Source organism: Arthrobacter sp. ISL-95 (assembly GCF_018613695.1).
Lineage (GTDB): Bacteria > Actinomycetota > Actinomycetes > Actinomycetales > Micrococcaceae > Arthrobacter.
In genome coordinates this window covers 55,692-73,770 of record NZ_JAGGPR010000006.1, presented here as the reverse complement: position 1 = coordinate 73,770, position 18,079 = coordinate 55,692, and the positions used below count along the sequence as shown (strand labels likewise).

Genomic DNA, 18,079 nt, shown 5'->3' with positions numbered 1-18,079 from the left:
GTACCCCTGAGATATCCAACATTGTCTTCATATGTGATCCGCATCATTCTCGTAACAGGCAACAAATTTGAAGGATGCCACGAGAGGTAGGGAACACCATGAAGATCAAAGCCGAATGGATGCGCGGAGGCACCAGCAAGTGCTGGGTCTTTGAAACCGAGCACTTGGACAAGGCCAACGCCAACCTGGACGATCTCCTGCCACGACTCTTCGGCAGCCCGGATTCCCGACAGATTGATGGCGTAGGCGGGGCCACGTCAACCACCAGCAAGGCAATGATCCTCAGCCGGCCGGCGGACAGCGAGGTGGACGTCGAATTCACTTTCGCCCAGGTGGGCATCGAAGAGGCCGCAGTTGACTGGGGAAGCAACTGCGGTAACTGCTCGGCCGTGGTTGGTCTTTACGCCATCGAGAAGGGCTGGGTTGTGCCGGACGGCGATTCCACCCGGATCGTCACCCGTAATACCAACACGGGCCAGATCATCATTCAGCGGGTTTCGACTCCAGCGGGCGCCCTGCCGATCGTCCCGGACGCACAGATGCCCGGCGTCGTGTTTCCCGGGTACCGGGTGGGCCTCGGCTTTCAAAATCCTGCCGGCAAGACCACCGGACAGCTGCTGCCCACCGGCTCGCCAACTGACACGATCGTTGCCGGCGGGACCCGTTGGACGGTGTCGATGGTTGACGCCGGCGCACCTGTAGTAATTGTCCGGGCCGAGGAGCTTGGACTGGACACCGGCCGCTACGAGACGTGGAAAGACGGCGTCGAATTGCAACTGGACACTTTGGACCAGATTCGTCGCCAGGCGGCGGTTCGGATGGGAATGGCGGCTACTCCCGCCGAAGCCGCACGGGCTGTACCCAAACTCGCAATCGTCGGTCCTCCCGAAGTGCCCTACGCCGGAGGTGATGTCAACGTCATGATGCTCTCCATGGGCAAACCGCACCCGGCCTTGGCCATCACCGGCAGCATCGCCCTCACGCTTGCAGTCCGGACACCCGGCACCGTACTGAACACCGTTGCCGGCAACACAGAGGAATCTGTTCTGAAGCTCAGGACGCCTGCCGGCGTGATCGAAACATGGAGCGAAGAACAGGACGGGTCCCTTTTGGTGGGGGTCGACAGAACAGCGCGCACCATCGCCTCCAGCATCATTCACCTCCCGGAGACTCTCGGCAACGTCGTCGAAGCCTCACTAGCAACAGCCACTCGATGAGGAGAAACACCATGGCTAAGACTATTTTCAAACCAGCTCCCGAGGCTGAGAGCGACATCCGGGAAGTACGTTCCCAGCGTCCCAACAACCGCCGCCGTATCCTGCTGGTAACGGTTGCCGCTTCTGTCATCCTGGGTCTGGCTGCCATCCTGTTCGGGGGTGCCATCTTCAACCCGGCGGCTACCTCGGAATCGGAGCCGACCATGACTGCCACCCAGATCATCCCGCTGGTAATCCTCGTGGTGATGTTCGTCGTCGCCACCAAGTGGCCGTTGAACATCGGCGTCATGGGACTCGTAGCCTCCTTCGGCGTCGGCTACTTCATGCTCGGCATGACCGACAAGGAAATTCTGGCCGATTTCCCGGCGAACATCGTAATCACCATCATCGGTGTCACCTATTTCTTCAGCATGGCCCAGAGGAACGGGACCATCGACATCATTGTCCAGAACTGCGTCAGGGTGGTTCGTGGCAAAACACTGCTCCTGCCGTGGGTATTCTTCCTTCTGGCAGCGTCACTCACTGCATTGGGCACCTTCTCCCCCGCCGCCGTCGCACTGCTGGCACCCGCCGCAATCGGACTGGCCTACGAATCACGTATCCATCCGGTTCTCATGGGCGCGTTCATTATCAATGGAGCCCACGCCGGCGGCTTCTCCCCGCTCTCCGTGGCAGGCGTTCTGGTGCATGACATCGCCGTAAAGAACGGCTTCCCTATCTCCCAAGGCGCACTTTTCGGAGCCAGCTTCGCGCTGAACCTCATCCTTTCAGTCCTCACTGTGGTGCTGTTCGCGATGTTGGGCAAACTTCGCGACGGCGCCGCAGGCCATAACGCCGACCTTGAGGCACGTTCCACACGGCCTCATGGCCAGCAAATCCTCACCCTGGTACTCATCGTGGCCATGCTCGTCTGCGCCTTGGGCTTCCACATGCCCATCGGCTTCGTCGCCCTTTCAGCCGGACTCCTGCTGGCACTTGTCAACATCAAGGAGCACCAGACCTTCATCGGCGGAGTGTCCTGGTCCACCGTGCTGCTGGTCGCCGGCATGATCACTTACGTTTCCCTCCTTCAGCACGTCGGTGTGATCGATACCCTCGCAGAGCAAGCCCTTGCACTTGGGGCACCACTCCTTATTGCCCTGGTACTCTGCTACGTCATCGGCGTCGGATCCGCCTTCGCCTCATCCACCGCACTACTGACCGCCTTCATCCCCTTGGCTGGTCCCCTGCTGGCAACGAGCTCGCTCAGCGCCTCGGGAACCGTGGCGGCCCTCGCGATCGCTGCAACCGTGGTGGATGTATCGCCGTTCTCCACCGACGGCGCCCTGGTGGTGGCCAACGCCCGCGAGGATGACCGTCAGCGTGTTTACAAGCAGCTGATGATGTACGCCGGCGGAGTGGTTTTGGTGGCACCCGCACTCGCCTGGGCATTGCTTGTCCCCACAGGCATCATGTAGCTCGAGGGCGTCAAGAACCGCCGAAGAACAGGTTCGGCACGCGTAAGGAACCGCTCCAGCACACCATCGCAACAGGTAACCCGATCTCCGGGCGCAGGGGCGCGAGCCGACGCAGCAAGGGCAGGACCACACACCAGTGGTCCTGCCCTTGTTCGTCCGGCTTGTTCGTCTGCCCTTGTTCGCCATGGCCAGCTTAACAAGAATCATTCTCAATTAAGATAGGGTTCGGAGTGTGAATGGACACTCCTATGACCACTGACGTCACGCGCCTCCCCAGTGGTTCCGGCATCCGCCCCACCGACCCACCGCCGATCCCGCGCAGATCGGTGTTTGAACGTCTTCCAACACCTTCCCTGGTGTTGGGCATCGTGGTGCTTCTGGTGGTTTCGGGCAGCACAGGACCACTTCAAACCACCTTCATGGAATCCCTGCAGATCATGACCGGCCACGTCGTCCCGGGCATGCCTTGGATGACCGACGGCTCGCTCACTGTGTCCCAGGACCAAGCTGTGTGGAGCTTCCGTGTCCCCAGGGCCCTGCTGGCGGGGATCGCCGGTGCGAGTCTCGCTTTAGCCGGTGCACTCCTGCAGGCCAATGTCCGCAACCCCCTCGCAGAGCCCTACATTCTCGGCGTTTCGGCCGGCGCCGGAGTGGGCGCCGTGGTGGCCCTCGTAGCGGGCTCGACGGCGGTGGCAGGGATCGGCTTGAACGCCTCAGCCTTCGCAGGAGCTGCTGCGGCGACGGCCCTGGTGTACCTGCTGGCAAAGCAGGATGGAGTAATTGCGCCCTCCCGCTTGATATTGGCCGGGGTAGCCCTTGGCTCACTGCTCGCTGCCATCACGAACTTCCTCACCATCACCACTGATGTGCAGAACGTCTACAGCGTGCTCTTTTTCCTGTTGGGCAGCGTCTCTGCGGCCTCGTACCCGCAACTGCTGCTACCGGGATTGGCTTTGCTGGCTGTGAGTGTTTTCGCCCTGTTGCGCTCCCGTGCTCTTAACGCCTTCCTGGCCGGGGATGAGACCGCCACGGCTTTGGGAGTGAACGTGGAATCGATGCGTCGAACGCTCCTTCTGGCTACTGCACTGCTGACGGCCACTACTGTTGCGGTCTGCGGCGGGATCGGCTTCGTTGGACTCGTGGTGCCGCATGCAGCGCGCATCCTGGTTGGTTCGGACCACCGAAGAATGCTCCCGGTTTCGATCTTCGGCGGCGCCCTCTTTCTCATGGTCACCGACCTCTTGGCGCGCACTGTCGCCCAGCCGGCGGAGATCCCCCTGGGCATCCTGACTGCCACTGTGGGTGCGCCGTTCTTTCTGTGGCTCATGCGCAGCAATGGCGCTGTCCGTGGAGGTATCAAGTGATGAATGTCGAATTTGAAAACCTGAGCGTCACCTTGGGCAGTACGCCCGTGGTTCATGATGTCAGTTTCTCCGCGCCCCGCGGCTCCGTCATCGGAATTCTGGGCCCCAACGGTTGCGGCAAGTCAACCCTCCTCCGCACTCTTTACCGGGTGAACAAACCATCCGCCGGCCGTGTCCTGCTTGATGGCGAAGACGTCCGCCGTCTCAGCTCCCGGCAGGTGGCGCTGCGAGTGGCTGTGATGGCACAGGAATCCAGCCAGGACTTCCCCATGACGGCCCGTGAGGTAGTCATGCTGGGCCGGGCCCCTCACCAGCACGGATTCGGCGCGGACTCCCCTCATGACCATCACCTGGTGCATCAGGCACTACTCGACGTCGGAGCGTCCTCACTCACGGACCGCTACTTTGCCGGATTGTCCGGAGGCGAAAAACAGCGGGTGCTATTGGCTCGCGCCCTTGTCCAGGAAGCGCCGGTACTGGTGTTGGATGAGCCCACCAACCACCTCGACGTCGCTTTCCAGCTGGAACTCATGCATCTGGTCACTTCACGGGGACGGACTGTCCTGGCAGCCCTTCACGACATGAACCTTGCAGCAGAATTCTGTGACCACGTCGCAGTCCTGCAATCCGGGAAGCTGCAGGCCTTCGGTCCACCGTCGTCGCTGTTGGACCCGGAGCTCATTCGAGACTGCTTTGGCGTGGAGTCACGGAAGCTCAAGCATCCTCTCACCGGCAGGCCGCTGATTGCCATCGCAGCCACAACACCGAACGCAGCCACAGCACTTGGTGGAGATCCTGAATTGTCTGCGTCCCGCCCCTGAATCGTCATCACCAAACACAACCCTGGAGGCACATCCATGAAGAAATCCACCCTGCCCGGAACGGCTGCAGTACTGTCCGTAATGACGCTCAGCGGAATGCTGCTCTCGGGCTGCGGACAGGCAGTCAGCCAAAGCCCGGCAACGGAAAAGGCCGGTGTTGCAGCCCAGCCCGCGGGCACTATTGAGAACTGCGGGCGCACTCTGACCTTCACGTCCGTGCCGGAGCGCATTGTGGCCATGACACCCGGACAGTCCGAGCTGTTGGTGAAGCTGGGTGCCGCGAGCAAGGTAGCGGCCGAGGCCCAAACCAAGGGCCGCGAGTTGCTGCCGGAGCTGAAGGAGCGCGGGGACGTCAAACAACTGAGCGATCAGATGCCGCCGTCCCGTGAGGTCCTGCTTGGCGCCAATCCGGACTTCGTCTACTCCCCCACTGCCTACGAATACACAGCCGAGCAAGGCTTTGCGAGCATTCAGCAGCTCAAAGATGCAGGAGCTGAGTCCTACATAGCCACGGCAGGATGCATGGAACGCCGGAGCAAGGCGGAGGTCAAGGACATCCTCACCGACATAGAGAACATAGGCGCAATTGTCGGCGCCGGCAGCAACACCTCAGCGGTACGAACGGAAGCCGCTGAGGTGCTGTCCTCGGTGAAGAAAGCAGTGGACGGCAAGGACAAGCCCACCGTGGTGGAATTGTTCGTGGAGGGAAACTCCATAGCAGCCATCGGGGCGGGGATTGAATACGACATGATCAAAACCGCCGGAGGCAACAACCTCTTCAGCCCCTCCGACGAGGCTTTCGCGAAGTTCTTCTCTGCAATCATCTCCCCGGAAACCTTGGTGGAGAAGAACCCCGAGGTCATCGTGTTCACCACCCTGGACAAAGCCCACGAGGACGCCACCCGAACATTCCTCAAGGAGAAGTTCCCGGAGGTAGCCGCGGTAAAGAACGACCGTTTGGTGGCCATCAGCTCTGATGACGTCATGCCCGGCACCTGGGGCAACCTCCGTGCCGTGGAGCAGATCGCGAAGGGTCTGCACCCGGACGCCTTCTAGCCCCTTCCCGGGGTGCGTGTGCAGCTACTCCCCCAGGTGCACCCGCCGATCGCATGCGGCCAGGGTCGACTCCCTGTGCGAGACCGTGATGACGGTGGTCTCACCGGCAATCGCTCCAAGAATCTTCACCAACGCTTGCTCCGAGGCAGGGTCCAGGCTTGCGCTGGTTTCGTCCAGGACTAGGATCCTGGGCTTGATCAACAGCGCCCTGGCCAGACAGAAGCGGGCACGCTGGCCCCCGGACAGGCTCATCCCCTGCTCACCGATCACAGTGTCCACCCCTTCAGCCCAGCGATCCCCGGTGAGCGGCAGCCCTGCACGTTCCAAAGCCTCCAGGACCTCGGACGCGGTTACGTTGGGGCATGCCAGGCGCATGTTGTCCAGGACAGAGCCATGGAACACCGGCGAGTCCTGCTCCACCAGAGTGACCATACGACGGAACGACGCCTCGCTCACGGCCCAGGCATCCACCTCCCGCCCATTGCGCGATACCAATGAAATGCTCCCCGAATCCGGCGCCCACAGCCGCACCAACAGCCGAGCCAACGTCGTCTTCCCGGCGCCGGACCGGCCACTGATCCCCACGTGCTCGCCAGGTGCCACGGACAGGGAGGTCGGACGCAAGGCTGGCTGACCGTCGTCGTAGGTGAACTGCAGGTTCTTCACCTCAACGCCCAGTGGCCCGTTTGGATCGAATTCCAGCACGGCCGGCGCGGCACCTCTGTCCGAGGGCAGACTGATGCCTTCCAATACGCGCTGGGCGCTGGCGCGGTGCGGCTGAAGTTGCGTCATGGTGGCCACGCCTTCGGCCACCGGTGCCAGTAATGTCAGGGTTCCCGCAACCAGCGCGGGCAACCACACCGCATCCAGCCCTGGCTTGGAAATTGCGGCAAGGAACACCGCCACTACGGTGCCCAAAACGCATAACTCACGCAGGGATCCCGCTAAAGCGAGGAAAGAGCTGAGCTTGCGTTGTCCGGCGTCCACCACGAGGCTCCGCTCCGCCAACTGACGCTGCGCATTCTCCTGGAGACCAAAGCCGAGGATTTCGCGCCTTCCGGCTAACAGGTCCACAGCCAGGACAGATACCGCAGACCTCGCTTGCTGTACCCTCGCACCGAGCATGGCACCCCGACGCAGTCCTGGCAGCGTCACCGCCACCAACGCCGCGAACCCCAGTAGCAGCGCCCCGGCAACTTCCGGGCCGAGGGGCAGCAGGAATGCCACACCAGAGATGAACAGTATTGCCGAGCCTGCAAGCTGGGCAACCGTGTGGGCGTAGAAGAACTCGAGCTTTTCAACATCCCCCATGGCGGTGGCGCCAAGTTTGCCGGAGTGCTGACCAGGTTTGCGGGAAGGGACTCCGCGGGCGAATCCGTCGAAAAGTGCCATGCGTAGCGCCGCCAAAATCCTGTAAGCGATGCTGTGGGAAAGATCCATTTCATGCCAGGTCAGCACCGCTCTGAGGACCACCGCTGCGGTACCGACAAACCACCACACCGGGGCAGCGATTTCCTGCCTCATGACAGCCAAGGCGACCATGTAGGAACCGATCACTGCCAGGACAATGAGTGCCGAATTATTCAGGATCCCCACAGCCGCGGTCCACACGATGGCGGCCCATTCTCCGGACATGTGCGGGATCAGGCCACGAAGCGGGTTACGTGGAGTACGTGTTGTAGAGATCATCGTGTGGCTGTTTCCGGTTGCCAGGTTGTGAAGAGCTGGCCGTCGTCGAGTCGAAGTACCGTGTCTGCGGCGGCAAGGGCCTCGGGGCGGTGAGCGATCATGAGGACGATCCGCCGGGTGGACTCCCGGCGAAGGCCTGCCAGGATTCGTCCGGCAAGCTCGGTGTTGAGGGCAGATGTGGGCTCGTCCAGCAGGAGAACAGGCCTGTCCACCAGGAGTGCCCGTGCAATGGCGAGCCTCTGCAGTTGGCCACCTGAAACGGAGCCGCCGCCCTCGGACAGGACGGTATCCAAGCCATCAGGCCATGCCTGCAGCTCTTCCGCCAGTCCGGCTGTTTCAAGGGCGCGCCGGAAATCCGCCTCGGTGGCAGTTGGCGCCACCACCCGGAGGTTTTCCCGGATGGTTCCTGGGAAGAGGTAGCTGCGCTGGGAGACCACGCTGACATCACTGGGCCTGAGCGGCCGGCCGTCCATGTGAATGCGGTTCTCTGCCGAGGGCAGGAATCCCAGGAGGAGGTCGAACAGGGTGCTCTTGCCCGCCCCTGACACGCCTGCGAGCGCGGTAAGTCCACCGCGGCGGATCTCGGCGGATGCCTCGTGGAGGACCCAGGGGTCGGCGTCGGAGTAGCGGAAGCTCACTCGATCCAGGGCGAGTGTTGTGGGAGGTTCGACGGCGCGGCCCGGCTCAGGCGTCCGGGTCCCGGTCCCGGTCAGGCTTGTGGAGGGAATCGTGGAGGTTTTGCCGTGGTCGGCGCCGCCTGCTGCATCAATGCTCCCCAAAGCTGAGAGCCCCAGATACCCTGCGTGCCACTGCCGCGCCAGATCCCGTACCGGCCTGAACACCTCAGAAGAGAGCATGAGGAGGAAATAGGTCATGGCAGCGGTTTCCGGTCCGGGTAACGCGCCTTGGCCTGTGACAGCGATCGCGGCCAGTGCCGCTGCGGCCAGCATTCCTGCCTGGATGCCGAAATCTGCTAAGGCGGTGTCGACCAGGGAGGTGCGCATGGTTGACACGGTTGCCCGGTGCAACTGGTGCGAGCGGTCGTTGAGCCTGGCCCGGGTCCGGGGAACGGCATGGAGGATTTTGAGGGTGCGCATGCCTTGGAGTGCTTCAAGGAAATCGGCACTGAGTGCTTCGTAAGTGTCCCAGTGGTGCTGCCCGCGTTTCGCCAGTGCTTTGCTCCATAGTTTTGGGGCGCCTACGGCCGCGGCGACGGCGAAGGCAAGGGCCAGAGCCAGGAGCGGATTCATCCAGGCGATCCAGAGCAGGAGTGCGGGCACTACGATCTGTAATTGGAAGGCGTGCGGGATGTACTGGCTGATGTAGCTGTCCACTCCGTCCACGCCTTCGCTGAGAGCAAGCCGCCGGGCTCCGCTGCGGTCAGAGGTGTCCCTCAACCTCTCGGGCTGGAGCAGCCGATCGGCCAGGGAGAGTCGAACCTTGAGGCGCACTCCGGATCCCAAGGAACTGGCCAGCCGGGAGTGGAATTGCTGGAGCATCAGCCGGCCGAGCCCGCAGGCGAGCACCCCGGCCAGGTAGGGAATCAGTGGGCCGTAGGTACCGCCGTCGTGGTCTTCGGGTACCTTCACCCAAAGCACCAGTGCCGCCAGCGCCTGGGCCAGGAACCATGCCTGTAACCAGTAGCTCGCGGTGATGGCGCATAGTAGTGCCGTGACGCCGGCGAGTCTGCCGCGGTGGCCCACTGTCATCTGTAGGAGCCTTTTATTGACCAGCATCGGCGGGCCTTTCTTGGTTTTAAAACAGCAGGTGCCGCACCCGGAAGGGTGCAGCACCTGCTGTTTTAGTCTTCATACAAGGGTGGTGCGCTCCGGTTAGTGCGCTCCGAGGGTGATGGCGATTTCGTTGGGCACCACGTCCAGCTTGGATGATGCAGTGACCTTGCCGGTGGTCAGGTCCACTGAATGAACGGTGTTTGCTGCCGGTTCGGTGACATAGGCGGTGTTGCCGTTGACCACGATCGCCGGGTGGGCGTCCTGCCAGTCGGCCGGACCTTCCCAGGCTTTGATCACGGGGAATTCGTTGACGATTTTCCCGTCCTTGGGATCCAGCACGTGGATTGAGCCGTCTGTGGAGAGGATGTAGGCCAGGTCTCCGGGTCCCCGGGCCACGTCCCGGAAGGTGTACTGGACAGTTGCGGGGAGCTTGACCACGTTGAAGGTGTGCTTCTCGGTGTCGATCAACGCTACGGAGTTGAGGAGGTAGCCTTCGGCGTCCGGATCAGTCTTGTAGTCGCCCACCACAATGGGGCTGGTTTCGGAGACGAACGCGTTGCCCATCCGGCCGTACTTGTCCGGGGCCGTGAACTTCTCGAACTTGCCGTGGTGGTACAGGAGGGCTCCGTCCTCGCAACCAAAGATCACTGCCTCGTCCATGGCCGTTCCCTCGCCGTGGATGCCGGGGCATTCTTTGCTTTCGGCCACTTTGTCCCAGTGGTCGCCATGGGATTCGAGGGCCATGGCTCCGCTGCGTGAGGTCTTGTCCCCCAGGGTGGTCAGGAGCTTTCCGTCTTCGAGCACAATGGACACACCGTGGTGGGCTGTGTCGGCCTTGTACGTCTGCGCTTCGGGAATAGCACCCTCTGCTTTGGCAAGGTCCTCGGTCTTGAGGATGGTGGTGGTTCCCGTGCCGTCGTCGAACAGGACCGTGTTGCCGGCGTGCCGGACTACGTGGCCTGCCGCCGTTGCATCCACCCTAAGATCGGTGAGTTTGGGTTCAACAGTGTCCAGCAGCTGGAAGCCTGCCTTGGTGGTGACGAAGACGTGGCGGCCGTCCCCGGCAGCGTTCAGCCTGGTGAATTCCTCGGAGTCGAACTTCTTCACGACCTCCAGTGTTTTGCTGTCCAGGACGCTGATGCCTCCGGGGTAGGAGATGGTGACGCGTCCGTGCGGCCCGGCCGAATCCGGCGAGGATGCGCCGGGGGTAACGGACGTACCGGCGGCAGTGGTGCTGCCGGGTGTGGTGTTGGCGCAGGCGGAGGCCAGGAGTGTCATCCCGGCAATCAATGCGATGCCACCCAGGCGGGTGCTTCTTTGGCGGAGCATGTAGGGGTTCCTCATTCTGTTGTGTTGTTTGGAGTGCGGTGAAGTGATCAGGGTTTAAGCCCGGAGACGATGCGCTCAGTGTTGGCGCGCATCATGTCCAGATAGGTTTCCGCGCCGCCATCGGGTCCTGTCAGTGACTCGGTGAAGAGCTGTTCAACCTCTACGTTGACGCCGGCTTCGCTGGCGAGGACTTGCACCAGCCGGTCGGGCTGGGACGAGTCCGCAAAGATGGTGCGCACACCGACACCACGGATGGCCTGGCTGAGTTGGCGCAGATCAGCAGCACTCGGTGCCGCCAACGTGGTCCCCCCGGGAATGACCGCACCAACAACCTGAAAGTCGAAGCGTTTGGCGAGGTAGCCAAAAACATGGTGATTTGTGACCAACGCCCGCCGTTCTTTGGGAATGGCGGCAAAGGCCCCGATCATTTCCTCGTCCAGTTCGGTGAGCTTGTCCCGGTATGCCGCAGCGCTGGAAGCAAGCTTCGTGGGATCGATCCCTTCGATGTCGCGTGCGGCATCTTCGACGGCGTCCACGACATCGATCATCGCTGCCGGATCGGTCCACAAATGGGGATCGGGCGTCCCTTCGGCGTCGCCGGAGCTGTAAGGGACGACGTCGACGACGTCACCCGCCGCCAGCACTGGTGCGCCGGCTTTCACGGCCCGGTCCAGGTGCTGCTGCAGCCCTTCCTCCAGACCCAGGCCATTGGAAACCACCAGGTCAGCGCTGCCCATGAGGGCAGCTTGCTGTGCCGAAATTTCGAAGGAGTGCGGATCAGCGTTGGGCTGCATCAGAGTAGTAACCTCAACCTGGTCGCCGAGGACTTCTCTGGTGACGTCTCCCAGGATGTTGGTGGTCACCACTACCTGCGGTTTCTCCGGCGTCCCGGGTTGGGAGCAACCGGACAAAACCAGCCCAGCCACCGCGATGAGGGCAAGGAGTGCCGCCCGCCTCACCGGCCGGTCTCCACAACATGAACCGGCTTTGTCGGCAGCTCGAGGGTCCGTGCGATCCGGGCGTCATCAGCGTAGTCAATTTCGTAGACCAATCCCTCTGCGGGCGCATTGACGTAAGCACGCTGGGCGTCCACTGTGAGCCGAATCTTGTCGGCATAGACGGGCTCGGCCAGAGATGCGGCCACCAGTGGTTTGGTACCGGCAATCAGTTTCCTGGTTGATGCGTCATATACCTGCACCGTGCCGTCGGTGCCGATGACCACAACGTGGTGACCGGCGTCGTCGGCTGTGGCAGCAGCGATGACGGGGGTGGCGGTTGGCAGCCATTCCCAGGTGCGCTGGCGGGTGTTCAGGAGCCAGGCTCCGGAATCAGGACTCAGGCCGGCAACCGTAGGCCTGCCCTTGCGGCCGTTGAATTCGGTGGCCGGGGCTGCGGCTCCCGCCGGGTAGGGAACCCGTTCGAAGACCGCCGTTGTGCCTTCCGTGGTTGCGATCACCGCTCCATCCGAGCAGCCGATGACCAATCCCACCCGGGTGGTGATGGCTCCTGCCGCTGATCGGCATTCGGTACTGGACAGTTCTTTGCCCTTGCCGTCAATGGCCCGGAGGCGGACGGCATTCCCGTCGTCGTCGGATTCGGTGACCACCGCCCCCTCGCCCAGCGGGGCCATCAAGCCTGCGTGTGGTTTGGTCTTGATTCGAAGAGTTTCCGAAATGGTCCCGCCGGAGAGCGATGCATTTTCCAAAAGGACCGCCTCCCCGGAGGTTGGGAAGAACATGCCTGTTGTTCCGGCCGTGGATAACATCCCCGTGGCGATGGTGGCGGCACCTTCACCGTCTACCTTGCCAATGTTCCGGGGATCGGCCCGGTAGTAGTGGAAGTGGTCCACGTGATCCCAAGTCCACGCACCGCTGTCCACGATCTCTACGCCAGTGTTGCCGACCGCAAAGACGTAACGCCCGTCGGTGCTGACGTCAACCGGCGATTCGACTCTCCCCAGCCGGGACTGTGTCCCGTTGAGGAGATCCACCATGGAAGTTTCCCCTTCGGCGTCGATCGCCACCAGGTGAAGCTGCGGCTCGGCCATCTCAGCCACTCCGGTGATCGCCCCGTGCCCGTCAGCGGTCGACGCCGATTCGCTCACCTCAGGTTGCGGCGTCTGCCCAAGGTCCGGGGCCTGCGGGACGGACGGACTGCCACACCCTGCAAGAAAGAGAACGAACGTAGCGACGAGGGCCGTCGGTTTAGTGCGGTGATTCGGTGGTTCTGTGCGGTGATTCATAGTTACTTTCCAGTGAGGGATACCAAGGCAGAGGCAGGTTCCGGCTGAGGAGCCTTGATGGCCTGCCTGCTGCGCCTTAAGTTCAGGCGCGCTAACACGCCGGACAAGGCGGCGAGGGTGATGGCGGCCATGGCGATGGATGCGCCGGCCGCTGTACCGGCATACCAGGAGCACAGCAAGCCAAGAGCCACCGCCCCAGTGCCGAAGGCTGCTGCAGCCACCATGCGGGCCGGGATGCTGCGTGTCCACGGGCCGGCCGCAACTGCCGGGGCGAGCAAGAGTCCCACCACCAAGAGCGACCCCACGGCTTGATAGGAAGAGACCACGGCAAGGGTTACCAATCCCACCAGTGCCAACTGGGCAATGTGTGGACGGAGCCCCAAGGTTTGGGCAATACGTGTGTCAAAGGCTGCAGCCACGAAACTGCGGTGGAGGACGGCGGCAAGGGCCACTGTGGCAGTGGCCGCCAGCAGCAACCCCAGCAGGTCACTTTCGTCCACCGCGAGGATGTCACCAAACAGCATGGCGGTTGCGTCGGTGGCGAAAGAACGCGAGTGGGACACAATGATGACCCCGAGCGACAACATTGAGACGAAAAGAAGGCCGATGCTGGTGTCATACGAAAGGCGGCCACGGCGCTGCAGGAGGCTGATCATTGCGCTCATGACGACGGCGCTCACCGCACCGCCCGCTATGGCCGGAGCGCCGGCAACTGTCGCCAGCGCCACCCCGGGCAGCATTCCGTGCCCTATGGCTTCACCAAGGAAGGCCATGCCGCGAATGACAACCCAGGTCCCTACAACACCGCAGATGGTCGCTACGAAAGCTCCGCCGATGAGGGCCCGGAGGAAGAAATCTGCGGTAAACGGTTCAGTTAGCCAATGCACTCAGTCACTCTAAAGCATATTGAGATTCATTATCAATAATGCTTAGAATCAAGTGTGGACTCTTCCGATTCAGCCCTGCGCGCCCGTAACCTTCACTTCAGTTTCGGTGACTCTCCCGCTTTGGTGGGCGTCGGCCTGGACCTTGCGTGGGGCAGAGTGACCGCAATCGCCGGCCCCAATGGAGCAGGCAAATCGACCCTCATCGAAATCCTCGCGGGGGTACGCCAAGCTGCCCTCGGGACGGTGGACCGCAACGACGATGTGGCCCTGGTAGTCCAACGGGTGACCACCCCGGACACTCTCCCCCTCACCGTTCACGACGTTGTGACCATGGGCACGTGGGGTGAGGGATTCGGCCGGACACCCAAAAGCCGGGCACCCAAAATAGGAGCAGCGGAGCGGAAAGCGAGGGTCTCTGAGGCACTGGCTCGGGTTCAGCTCACAGAACTGGCATCATCACCGTTCAATGCGCTGTCCGGCGGCCAGCGACAGCGCGCGCTCTTGGCCCAAGGCATCGCCCGCCGGGCTCGGATCTTCCTGCTTGATGAACCAGCGGCGGGCCTGGATCCGGAGAACCGGCAGCGCACACGGACCATGCTCGCAGCAGAAGCAGCGCGGGGCGCCGCAGTGGCCTGCGTCAGCCATGATGAAGAGTCAATTGAAGCTGCAGACGATGTCGTAAGACTGGTGGGCGGCCGACGGGTCAGCTGACGGTGATGCATTCATTGCCGCTGGCGGACGATGTCCGCGGTGAGGGTCACACTCACCCCGCGTTGCCCGCGGCCAGGTGCTTTGCAGCGCCGATGTCGGGAGATCAATGGGCTGTGGTTTAGGATGTCTCCTGTACCGCTGCCTGGGTGGTGTTTCGCTGAGTTGCGGCCCAGCTGGCGAGGACTTTCAGGGCGTCCTCGGAGGGTGTCCCGGGATCTGCCGTATAGATGTTGATCCGAAGTCCCGGGTCAGCGGCCAGCTCGAGCGCTTCGAAGCTCAGGTCCAGGTCCCCCACGATTGAGTGGTGGAGCCGTTTGCGGCCGGTGCGGTGGTACTTCACGTCATGGCGTGCCCACCGGGTACGGAATTCCTCGCTCCGGGTTGAGAGCTCACCGATCAGGTCTGTGAGGTCCTTATCATAAGGGTTTTTCCCTGCCGTCGACCGCAGGACGGCGACCATGTCATCCGCCGCGCGTTCCCAATCGGCGAAGAACTCCCGTGCTTTCGGGTTCAGGAACGTGAACCGGGCACTGTTCGGAGGTGTGGTCTGTTCGGCCATCAATTCCAGATACAGCGCGCGGCCGAGGTCGTTAGCGGCCAGAACGTCCCCGCGGTCGTTGCGAACCCAAGCCGGTGCGGCCGTGATCGCATCGAGGACGCGTTGGACGCTCGGCCGTACCGATTGGGGACTGCGCTTGCGCCGCACCCGCGGAGCTGCGGTGGCGGCACGGGCCAGGTCAAACAGGTGCGCCAATTCGGCGTCGTCAAGTTTCAGCGCACGCCCGAGCGCTTCCAAGACGCTGTCCGAGGCGCCGGAGAGGTTTCCGCGCTCAAGACGGATGTAATAGTCGATGCTCATCCCGGCGAGCATCGCGACCTCCTCCCGGCGCAAGCCACTAACGCGCCGGTTGCCGCCATAGGCGGGCAGCCCGGCCTCCTCAGGGGTGATCCTCGATCGGCGGGAAGTCAGGAACTTCCGCACGTCCTCACTGTGTGTCATGGCTTCCACGCTACGCCCGGTCGCTGGGACGAGGGAGGGACTGGCATTACCCGGAACACCCGTGACTCCCCACAGTCCAGAGATCACGGTTGCATGGAAAGCATGAAACCTGAACCCACACCAGCTGCCCACCCCGCGGCGATCCTGGCAATCATCCTCGTCAGCTACTTCATGATCCTGCTGGACAACTCGGTGATCTTCACAGCACTACCGAGCCTGGAGGCTGAACTGCACCTGAGCACCGGTGAACTCGCGTGGGTTCAGGATGCGTACACGCTGGTCTTCGGTGGCCTGCTGCTGCTGGGCGCCCGGGCCGGTGACCTGCTCGGCCGCCGACGGGTCTTCGTCTTCGGCCTGGTCGTGTTCTCGCTCGCATCCCTGCTGATCGGGCTGGCACCGGACGGCTGGTGGGCGATCACCGGCCGCGCCGTTCAGGGCATTGGGGCCGCGATCGTCGCCCCGGCTTCCCTTTCCCTGCTCACGGCGAGTTTCCCGGAAGGCCGCGAGCGCACACGGGCCGTGGCGTTATACGGTGCAACCGCCGGGATCGGCGCCAGCCTCGGACTGGTCATCGGCGGGGCACTGGCACATTGGATCTCCTGGCGTGCAGGATTCTTCGTCAACGTACCCATCGGCGCAGCAATGATCGCCCTCGCCCCCAAGGTCCTCCCGGAGACCGGACGGAGCCGGGGCCGTTTCGACGTGTTCGGCGCCCTGGGCGCCACCCTCGGTGTCGGCGCTCTGGTGTTCGGAATCATCCACACCACTGAAGCGGGCTGGAACTCGCCCGTGACGCTCACAACCGTCAGCACCGGCGTCGTACTTTTGATCCTCTTCGTCCTCATCGAACGCAAGGCCGCCCAGCCCATCATGCCGCTGCGCCTGTTCGCCAGCCGCCGCCGCACCGGCGCCTACCTCGCACGCTTCCTGTACCTGGGGGCGATGATCGCCTTCTTCTTTTTCACCACCCAGTTCCTGCAGGAAGTCCTGGGATTCAACCCCCTGCCGGCTGGCATGGGATTCCTGCCCATGACAGCAGTCAATTTCGCTGTTGCCATGAGCATCCCCCGAATCCTGCGCAACATACCCGGATCACTCGCACTTGTAGCCGGGGTGCTGATCACCCTTGCAGGGATGATCTGGCTCAGCCAGGCCGGAGTCGGAACTGACTACACCCTCGGGGTGGCACTGCCGATGGTGCTCATCGGTACCGGCCAAGGGCTCGCGTTCGCTCCCCTGACCTCCTTCGGCATCACCGGAGCACCAGCCGACGACGCCGGTGCCGCATCCGGCCTGGTAAACACGTTCCACCAAGTGGGCACCTGCCTAGGGCTCGGCATCGCAGTGGCCGCCGCAGCGACAGTCCCCACCACCGGGACGGCCGCAGTCGATATGGCCGCCCAGGTCGGTGTCGCCCTCACCACAGGCAGCGTCCTGCTGCTCCTCGCCCTGATTGTCACCATCATCCTGATACTCCCCGCCGACTTCGCAGCACGAAAAAGGACACCTCGAACGGCCGCGCCTACACCCGAAACCGCGCACGCCCGCTAACCGAGTCGGCGCTCCAAGCCCAGCACTTCAAGCCCCGCACTTCAAGGGGGTACTGACATGCACTCCCTGGGGGTCGACACCAGGTGTTCACTGGAACCGAACCAGGACCTACAAAGGAAAGATCGCATGGACATCACACTTAACAATGGAGTCACCATGCCGGCCATAGGGCTCGGCGTCTTCCAAAGCGCTCCGGAAGAGACGACGGCGGCTGTCGAGGCCGCACTGAACACCGGCTACAGGCACATCGACACCGCGGCTGCTTATGCCAACGAGCGGGAAGTCGGGCAAGGCATCCGCAATTCAGGTCTGAACCGTTCGGACCTATTCATTGAGACCAAAGTATGGGTCAGCGACTACGGCTATGACCAGGCACTGCACGCGTGGGACAAAGCAGTCGGCAAACTCGGCGTGGAGCATCTTGACTTGTTCATCCTGCACCAACCCGCTCCGGACCGGTTCGAGAAGACCATCGACGCGTACAAGGCCCTCGAGGCACTCCTCGCTGATGGGCGTGTACGGGCGATCGGTGTCAGCAACTTCATGCCGAACCATCTAAAGCAACTCCTCGACGCCACTACTGTCATCCCGGCCGTAAACCAAGTTGAACTCCACCCCTACTTCACCCAACCGGAAGTCCAGGCAGCCAACGCCGAGCACGGGATCATCACCCAGGCGTGGTCGCCGATCGGAGGAATCACCTTTTACCCGGGGTGGGGCGAGGACCGCCGGAACGTCATGGAAGACCCTGCCATCGCCGCTATCGGTCAAGTCCATGGCAAGACCCCGGCGCAAGTAATGCTTCGCTGGCACCTGCAGCAGGGCCGCTCAGCGATACCGAAATCGACCAACCCGAACCGCATCGGCGAGAACTTCGACGTGTTCGACTTCGAGCTATCCGAAGCCGATACCGCCGTCATCAACGCGCTCGACACCGGCGTGCGGAGTGGACCCGACCCGGACGAAGCCCGCGAAGAGCGGTTCGCCATGGTCATTCCCGAAGCCTGAACGAAAGAAATCAT

Annotated in this window: 15 protein-coding genes; 8 read left to right on the top strand and 7 right to left on the bottom strand. The window is 62.7% G+C overall.

Annotation, left to right across the window (positions count from 1 at the left end; all coding sequences use genetic code 11):
* Positions 1–98: 98 nt before the first annotated feature.
* From J7I86_RS11145 to J7I86_RS11125, 5 genes are all read left to right on the top strand, one after another.
* On the top strand, positions 99–1,217 hold the full coding sequence (locus J7I86_RS11145; RefSeq protein WP_214819798.1) for a PrpF domain-containing protein: 1,119 nt from the start codon (positions 99–101) through the stop codon (positions 1,215–1,217).
* A gap of 11 nt (positions 1,218–1,228) precedes the next feature.
* Positions 1,229–2,674, top strand: coding sequence for an SLC13 family permease (locus J7I86_RS11140; protein ID WP_214819796.1), 1,446 nt, complete (start codon positions 1,229–1,231; stop codon positions 2,672–2,674).
* Between the two features lie 248 nt (positions 2,675–2,922).
* On the top strand, positions 2,923–4,038 hold the full coding sequence (locus J7I86_RS11135) for an iron ABC transporter permease (protein WP_214819794.1): 1,116 nt from the start codon (positions 2,923–2,925) through the stop codon (positions 4,036–4,038).
* Positions 4,038–4,859 (top strand): ABC transporter ATP-binding protein, encoded by an 822-nt coding sequence (locus J7I86_RS11130; RefSeq protein ID WP_214819792.1) that lies wholly within the window; start codon positions 4,038–4,040, stop codon positions 4,857–4,859. The genes J7I86_RS11135 and J7I86_RS11130 overlap by 1 nt, the downstream gene beginning before the upstream one ends.
* A 36-nt stretch (positions 4,860–4,895) precedes the next feature.
* The gene (locus J7I86_RS11125; RefSeq protein WP_214819790.1) at positions 4,896–5,915 is read left to right on the top strand and encodes an ABC transporter substrate-binding protein; all 1,020 of its coding nucleotides are present in this window, start codon (positions 4,896–4,898) and stop codon (positions 5,913–5,915) included.
* Between the two features lie 24 nt (positions 5,916–5,939).
* On the opposite strand, the gene J7I86_RS11120 is transcribed toward J7I86_RS11125, so the two are convergent.
* The 6 genes from J7I86_RS11120 to aztB all read right to left on the bottom strand — a co-directional run bounded on the left by J7I86_RS11120 (position 5,940) and on the right by aztB (position 13,795).
* Positions 5,940–7,604, bottom strand: coding sequence for an amino acid ABC transporter ATP-binding/permease protein (locus J7I86_RS11120; RefSeq protein WP_214819788.1), 1,665 nt, complete (start codon positions 7,602–7,604; stop codon positions 5,940–5,942).
* Entirely contained in the window at positions 7,601–9,313 is a 1,713-nt protein-coding gene (locus J7I86_RS11115) for an ATP-binding cassette domain-containing protein (RefSeq protein WP_214819786.1), read from the bottom strand. The genes J7I86_RS11120 and J7I86_RS11115 overlap by 4 nt, the downstream gene beginning before the upstream one ends.
* 123 nt (positions 9,314–9,436) lie before the next feature.
* A complete protein-coding gene (gene aztD / locus J7I86_RS11110) occupies positions 9,437–10,681 on the bottom strand; it encodes a zinc metallochaperone AztD (RefSeq protein WP_214819785.1) in 1,245 nt (414 codons plus the stop codon).
* Between the two features lie 32 nt (positions 10,682–10,713).
* Positions 10,714–11,625 carry a zinc ABC transporter substrate-binding protein AztC gene (gene aztC, locus J7I86_RS11105; RefSeq protein WP_214819783.1) on the bottom strand — a complete coding sequence of 304 codons (912 nt, stop codon included), beginning with the start codon at positions 11,623–11,625 and terminating at the stop codon, positions 10,714–10,716.
* Positions 11,622–12,908: an ABC transporter gene (locus tag J7I86_RS11100; RefSeq protein WP_214819781.1), complete on the bottom strand. Its 1,287-nt coding sequence runs from the start codon at positions 12,906–12,908 to the stop codon at positions 11,622–11,624. Before J7I86_RS11100 ends, aztC begins: the two co-directional genes overlap by 4 nt.
* A gap of 2 nt (positions 12,909–12,910) precedes the next feature.
* On the bottom strand, positions 12,911–13,795 hold the full coding sequence (gene aztB, locus J7I86_RS11095; RefSeq protein WP_214819778.1) for a zinc ABC transporter permease AztB: 885 nt from the start codon (positions 13,793–13,795) through the stop codon (positions 12,911–12,913).
* A 54-nt stretch (positions 13,796–13,849) separates the two neighbouring features.
* Here aztB and J7I86_RS11090 point away from each other — a divergent pair, with 54 nt between their 5' ends.
* Positions 13,850–14,506 carry an ATP-binding cassette domain-containing protein gene (locus J7I86_RS11090; RefSeq protein WP_214819776.1) on the top strand — a complete coding sequence of 219 codons (657 nt, stop codon included), beginning with the start codon at positions 13,850–13,852 and terminating at the stop codon, positions 14,504–14,506.
* 118 nt (positions 14,507–14,624) lie between these two features.
* On the opposite strand, the gene J7I86_RS11085 is transcribed toward J7I86_RS11090, so the two are convergent.
* On the bottom strand, positions 14,625–15,506 hold the full coding sequence (locus J7I86_RS11085) for a helix-turn-helix transcriptional regulator (RefSeq protein ID WP_214819774.1): 882 nt from the start codon (positions 15,504–15,506) through the stop codon (positions 14,625–14,627).
* A gap of 102 nt (positions 15,507–15,608) precedes the next feature.
* Here J7I86_RS11085 and J7I86_RS11080 point away from each other — a divergent pair, with 102 nt between their 5' ends.
* Entirely contained in the window at positions 15,609–17,057 is a 1,449-nt protein-coding gene (locus J7I86_RS11080) for an MFS transporter (protein ID WP_214819772.1), read from the top strand.
* Between the two features lie 126 nt (positions 17,058–17,183).
* Entirely contained in the window at positions 17,184–18,065 is an 882-nt protein-coding gene (locus J7I86_RS11075; RefSeq protein ID WP_214819770.1) for an aldo/keto reductase, read from the top strand.
* Positions 18,066–18,079: the final 14 nt, after the last annotated feature.

Bases quoted from the DNA above. Each gene is read 5' to 3' on its own strand.
- J7I86_RS11130 (WP_214819792.1), top strand. From the start codon at position 4,038: ATGAATGTCGAATTTGAAAACCTGAGCGTCACCTTGGGCAGTACGCCC.
- J7I86_RS11145 (WP_214819798.1), top strand. From the start codon at position 99: ATGAAGATCAAAGCCGAATGGATGCGCGGAGGCACCAGCAAGTGCTGG.
- J7I86_RS11120 (WP_214819788.1), bottom strand. From the start codon at position 7,604: ATGATCTCTACAACACGTACTCCACGTAACCCGCTTCGTGGCCTGATC.
- J7I86_RS11080 (WP_214819772.1), top strand. From the start codon at position 15,609: ATGAAACCTGAACCCACACCAGCTGCCCACCCCGCGGCGATCCTGGCA.
- J7I86_RS11140 (WP_214819796.1), top strand. From the start codon at position 1,229: ATGGCTAAGACTATTTTCAAACCAGCTCCCGAGGCTGAGAGCGACATC.
- J7I86_RS11085 (WP_214819774.1), bottom strand. From the start codon at position 15,506: ATGACACACAGTGAGGACGTGCGGAAGTTCCTGACTTCCCGCCGATCG.
- aztD (WP_214819785.1), bottom strand. From the start codon at position 10,681: ATGAGGAACCCCTACATGCTCCGCCAAAGAAGCACCCGCCTGGGTGGC.
- J7I86_RS11075 (WP_214819770.1), top strand. From the start codon at position 17,184: ATGGACATCACACTTAACAATGGAGTCACCATGCCGGCCATAGGGCTC.
- J7I86_RS11125 (WP_214819790.1), top strand. From the start codon at position 4,896: ATGAAGAAATCCACCCTGCCCGGAACGGCTGCAGTACTGTCCGTAATG.
- J7I86_RS11135 (WP_214819794.1), top strand. From the start codon at position 2,923: ATGACCACTGACGTCACGCGCCTCCCCAGTGGTTCCGGCATCCGCCCC.
- J7I86_RS11115 (WP_214819786.1), bottom strand. From the start codon at position 9,313: ATGACAGTGGGCCACCGCGGCAGACTCGCCGGCGTCACGGCACTACTA.
- J7I86_RS11100 (WP_214819781.1), bottom strand. From the start codon at position 12,908: ATGAATCACCGCACAGAACCACCGAATCACCGCACTAAACCGACGGCC.